We start from the raw sequence: 3,114 nt of genomic DNA, 5'->3' as shown, positions 1-3,114 counted from the left end.
GCGAGCGGTGAGATGTTGATCACACCGGCCGGCACACCGGCTTCCAGCGCCAGGCGGATGATCGCCAGCGAGGTCAGGGGCGTATCTTCGGCCGGCTTGCACACCACGGTGCAGCCTGCGGCCAGGGCCGGGGCGATCTTGCGGGCGATCATGGCCGCCGGGAAATTCCACGGCGTGATGGCCGGCAGAACTCCGATAATGCCAAGCAGGCCAATGCCCTGGCAGAGAACGCCTCGTCGCTTGCGAGCAGGGGCGGCGAGGTGGTTAGCCGCGTGGTTGATACTATGAATGAAATCTCGGACAGTTCCGACAAGGTTGGCGACATCATTACCGTCATCGAAGGCATCGCGTTCCAGACCAACATCCTGGCGCTCAATGCAGCAGTCGAAGCGGCGAGGGCTGGAGAGCAAGGGCGTGGCTTCGCCGTTGTTGCCAGCGAGGTGCGCTCACTGGCACAGCGCAGCGCGGCTGCGGCCAAGGACGTCAAGGAACTCATCACCCTGTCGGGGGATCGAGTGGAACGTGGTACGCAGTTGGTCGGCGAGGCTGGGGATACCATCAAAGAAGTGATGCAGGCTGTACGAAATGTAACTGACATTATGAACGAGATCACGGCAGCCTCCGCAGAACAGACTGCCGGTATCGAGCAGGTGAATCAGGCCTTGAGTCAGATGGACCAGGTCACCCAGCAGAACGCTGCGCTAGTGGAAGAGGCTGCTGCAGCTGCGCAGGCAATGTCAGAGCAGGCGACCGAGTTGCGTAGAGCGGTGAGCATCTTCAAAACTGGCTCTGTGCCGCAACAACGGAGTACGGAGTCTCACATGTCCGCCGTCGCTAGCGTCAAGCCGAAGGCACGTACTAACACGGTACGTTCTGCGCCTGCAGTTGCCCGCGCCCTCCCAGACAAGTCAAGGAGCACCGAACAGAAGGAGGCCCCTTCGGTTAAGAGCGATGATGCGTCGGGTGATTGGGAGACCTTCTGAAGAGAACTGATCCACTAAGGATGGATAACTCATCACGATCTTCTTAGAGAAATGCCCGCTCAAAATGTGGGCATTAATGAGATGCCCCCCCACCCTACAGGCGGTTACGCTGTAGGGTGTTTTCATTTAGGAGACCACCAACCTAGTTTTGCGATCGCTGACATTGGATGACATGAACGGCACAACGGCCAAACGAATAACCTGGCAAGAAAATCGGCCATCAAGGCCGAGGCATTTTTTAGAACCGTCGGGCGCGATTCTCATTGTGGGCGCTGGGACTTCGTTCTCAATAATGACGCCGGATAGATTTAGGCAAGCCAAACACTTCTTCAAAATCGGCCTTGCAAAAAAAGGGGAGCTATAGATTTTTCTTACCTCATTTGGATATTCGCATTCGGCAAAAATTCTGCTTCGCAATTCTCAACGGACGTACGGCCAATAAGGTCTTGGGAGTCCATCGTCTCCAAGACCGACCTGCAGGGCAACATCACCTACGTCAATCCTTACTTCGTGGAAATCAGCGGCTTCGAGGAGGCGGAGTTGATCGGTGCGCCGCAGAACATCGTGCGCCATCCTGAAATGCCGCGCGAGGCCTTCGCCGACATGTGGGCCACGCTCAAGGAAGGCCTTCCCTGGAATGGACTGGTCAAGAACCGCTGCAAGAATGGCGATTACTATTGGGTCCAGGCCAACGTCACCCCGGTGCGCGAAAACGGCCGCGCCGTCGGCTACATGTCGGTGCGTACCCGCCCCTCGCGTGAACAGGTGCAGGCCGCCGATACTGCCTATCGGCGCTTCATCGGCGGCCAGGCGCGAGGCCTGCGCATTCATCGCGGTGCAGTGGCCCGTACCGGGTTGACCGGCTGGCTGCAGGGCCTGCGCGATATGCCGGTGGGCAAGCGGCTGGGCTGGATGATGAGTGTGCTCACGCTCATGTTCATCCTCGGTGGCGCGGTTGCGGGCAGTGCCGTGCAAACGGCCGGCGGCAGCCCCTATGTGGTGTGGCTGGGCACCTTCGCCGGCACGGCCCTGCTGCTGGCATCCTGGGCGCTGCTGCACGCGAGCATCGTGGCGCCGCTGCAGCGGGCCATCAAGTCAGTGCATGGCCTGGCAGGTGGCGACCTGGACCTGCATATCGATACCAACGCAAGCGGCGACATGGGGCTGCTGCTGCAAGCTCTACAGCAACTGAACGTGAACCTGCGCGCCATCATCGGCGACGTGCGCCGCAACGTGCAATCGATGACCGTCTCCACCGGCGAAATCGCCAGCGGAAACATGGACCTGTCCAGCCGTACCGAATCGCAGGCGTCGTCGCTGGAAGAAACCGCTTCCAGCGTCGAGCAGTTCGCCGCCACCGTGCGCCAGAACGCCGGTTCTGCCGCCAATGCCAACCGCCAGGCGCAATCCGCCTCGGCCATTGCCCAGCACGGCACCCAGTCGGTACAGCGCATGGGCAAGACGATGGAAGAGATCGACGCCGCTTCGTACAAGATCGTGGACATCATCGGCCTCATCGACGGCATTTCCTTCCAGACCAATATCTTGGCGCTGAACGCCGCCGTGGAAGCGGCCCGCGCGGGCGAGCAGGGGCGCGGCTTTGCGGTGGTGGCGACAGAAGTGCGCACCCTGGCGCAACGCTCGGCGTCTGCCGCCAAGGATATCAAGGGCTTGATCGACGACTCCCGCGCCAAGGTCGAGAGCGGCAATAAGCTGGTGCGCGAGACAGCACAAGCCATGGGCGACCTGGGTGGCGCGGTAGAAAACATGGCGGCGACCCTGGCCGAGATCACAGCGGCCAGCAACGAGCAAAGCGGCGGCATCGAGCAGCTGAACCAGGCCGTCAATGCCATCGATGAAACTACGCAGCAGAACGCAGCGCTGGTGGAACAGGCCGCGGCGGCTGCCGAAAACCTGCGCGATCAATCCATCAAGTTAAGTCAGGCAATGTCAGTCTTCAGAATCACCTAGAGCAGGCAGCGACGGCGAAGTCTTGCAAAACGACAGTCGATCGCTAGCAGTACCGGTCTGGGTTATTGGACAAAAAGGCACTTCATAAAATCAATCACTTATCGTTGTTTCATGCCCCTTTTAAATAACCAGCCTCACCACCCTAACCTACTGATTTTTA

Annotated in this window: 1 protein-coding gene and 2 pseudogenes; 2 read left to right on the top strand and 1 reads right to left on the bottom strand. The window is 59.7% G+C overall.

Going from position 1 to position 3,114, the window contains the following annotated elements; translation table 11 throughout:
• A pseudogene (locus I5W_RS29770) lies at positions 1-197 on the bottom strand (aldehyde dehydrogenase family protein); the annotation flags it as partial.
• On the opposite strand from I5W_RS29770, the pseudogene I5W_RS12515 reads away from it, so the two are divergent.
• Positions 183-983 (top strand): annotated as a pseudogene (locus I5W_RS12515) (methyl-accepting chemotaxis protein); the annotation flags it as partial. The pseudogenes I5W_RS29770 and I5W_RS12515 overlap by 15 nt on opposite strands.
• Before the next feature lie 438 nt (positions 984-1,421).
• Positions 1,422-2,954 carry a methyl-accepting chemotaxis protein gene (locus I5W_RS12510; RefSeq protein WP_044529470.1) on the top strand — a complete coding sequence of 511 codons (1,533 nt, stop codon included), beginning with the start codon at positions 1,422-1,424 and terminating at the stop codon, positions 2,952-2,954.
• Positions 2,955-3,114: the final 160 nt, after the last annotated feature.

This window comes from Herbaspirillum sp. B65 (genome assembly GCF_000333555.1).
GTDB classification, from domain to species: Bacteria; Pseudomonadota; Gammaproteobacteria; order Burkholderiales; family Burkholderiaceae_D; genus Herbaspirillum; species Herbaspirillum rubrisubalbicans.
Note: the sequence above shows the minus strand (reverse complement) of the source record. Positions and strands in the feature narration are given on the sequence as shown.